General features: G+C 70.9%; 2 protein-coding genes and 1 pseudogene. 1 reads left to right on the top strand and 2 read right to left on the bottom strand.

Annotated features, from left to right (window positions below; genetic code table 11):
• A partial coding sequence (locus ON39_RS05690) for an alpha/beta fold hydrolase (RefSeq protein ID WP_040731843.1) occupies positions 1-513 on the bottom strand: 513 nt, incomplete at its 3' end.
• Positions 514-633: 120 nt separating this feature from the next.
• Here ON39_RS05690 and ON39_RS05685 point away from each other — a divergent pair.
• A complete protein-coding gene (locus tag ON39_RS05685) occupies positions 634-1341 on the top strand; it encodes a class I SAM-dependent DNA methyltransferase (protein ID WP_040731836.1) in 708 nt (235 codons plus the stop codon).
• Here ON39_RS05685 and ON39_RS05680 read toward each other — a convergent pair.
• Positions 1332-1606, bottom strand: a pseudogene (locus ON39_RS05680) (DNA polymerase Y family protein); the annotation flags it as partial. The gene ON39_RS05685 and the pseudogene ON39_RS05680 overlap by 10 nt on opposite strands.

Genomic DNA, 1606 nt, shown 5'->3' with positions numbered 1-1606 from the left:
GGTCATGGACCGGTCGAAGGCGAGCACCGCGCGCGGATGCCGGGCCAGGCTGCTCGTCGCGTGCCACAGCTCGGGCACGGTCGGGAAGCGGCGGGTCAGGCGCACCTCCTCGGCGCCGGACTGCAACGGCAGCGGGCACTCCTCGATGACGAGGCGGCGCACCAGCTCCGGTCGTTCCTGCGCGACGCAGGAGACCGCGTAGCCGCCCAGCGAATGGCCGACCAAGTCCACCTCGGGCAGTGCCAGCCGCTCGCACAGTGCCAGCACGTCGGCGCCGAACTCGTCGAACCGGTAGGAATCGGTGTGCGAGCTGCGGCCGTGTCCGCGCAGGTCGGGAATGATGACCCGGCGGCCGTCCCGCATGAGTTCGCGGGCGAATCGGTCCCAGGTGTGGCCGTCCCCGCCCATGCCGTGCACCAGGACGACGGGCACGCCGGCATCGGCGGTCGCCCCCGAATCCCGGTAGGCGATCCGCACGTCACCGAACGCGAAGCTGGTCACCGTGAGATCCACGATTTTCGAGGGTACTTGGGTGGACGTCGGCCGACCCGGAACTTGTCACGCGGATCACGTGCGCCGCCCGCGGGCGGAAATCCCTGGCGCACCCCGCCTTGGACGCGAAATACTCCGCCCATGCCGTCATTCGCGGACTACGACCGCCGCAACTACCCCACCGTCGACGTCGCCACCGGTTACGACGGCTGGGCGCCGACCTACGAGCAGACCGTCATGGACGAGATGGACCTCGCGCTGCTGAACCGGCTGCGACGACCGGAGTGGCCGCGGGTGCGCCGGGCCGCCGACCTCGGTTGCGGGACGGGACGAACCGGAGCCTGGCTGCGTACACAGGGGATATCCCATATCGACGGAGTCGATGTGAGCGCGGGAATGCTGGCGCGGGCCGAGGAGCGCGGCGCGCACACCACGCTCACCAAGGCCGACGTGCGCGACACCGGACTGCCGAGCGGCGGCTACGACCTGGTGATCGCCTCGCTGATCGACGAGCACCTCCCCGAACTGGCCCCGTTCTACGCCGAGGCGTGGCGGCTGGCCGCGCCGGGCGCGCTGTGCGTCCTGGTCAGCTTCCACCCGCAGTTCATGATGGTGACCGGGATGCCCACGCACTACACGCCGCTCGACGGCGCGCCGGTGGCGATCAGCACGAACCTGCACCTGCTGAGCGAGCACGTCACGGCGGCGCTCGACGCGGGCTGGGTGCTCGCCGAGCTCACCGAGGCGCTGATCGACGACGCGTGGCTGGCGGCCAAGCCGAAGTGGGCGCAGCTGCGCGGGCAGCCGTTCACCATGGCGACGGTGTGGTCCCGGCCCGCTCAGTCGTAGAGCCCCTCCGCGTGCCAGGTCTCGTCGTGATAGACGAGCAGCAGCACCCGGACGTCGGCGGGTTCGCCGTCGAGCTGGACCTGCGCGCGAGCGGTGAAAGTGGTTGAGCCGTCGTCGTTCTCGGTCGAGGACGCCCACCAGCGTTCGTCCACCGGCCACGGGCCTGCCCAGCCGGTGAGCCGCCACTGCCTGCTCCCCCAGTGCAGGCGGAACGGCTCGGCGCTGAACAAGGCGCGTTCGGTGACCAGGATCGGGGCGCCATCCT

Source organism: Nocardia tenerifensis NBRC 101015, assembly GCF_000308715.1.
In the GTDB taxonomy this organism is placed as follows: domain Bacteria; phylum Actinomycetota; class Actinomycetes; order Mycobacteriales; family Mycobacteriaceae; genus Nocardia; species Nocardia tenerifensis.
This window is presented reverse-complemented; position numbering and strand designations above follow the sequence as displayed.

Bases quoted from the DNA above. Each gene is read 5' to 3' on its own strand.
- ON39_RS05685 (WP_040731836.1), top strand. From the start codon at position 634: ATGCCGTCATTCGCGGACTACGACCGCCGCAACTACCCCACCGTCGAC.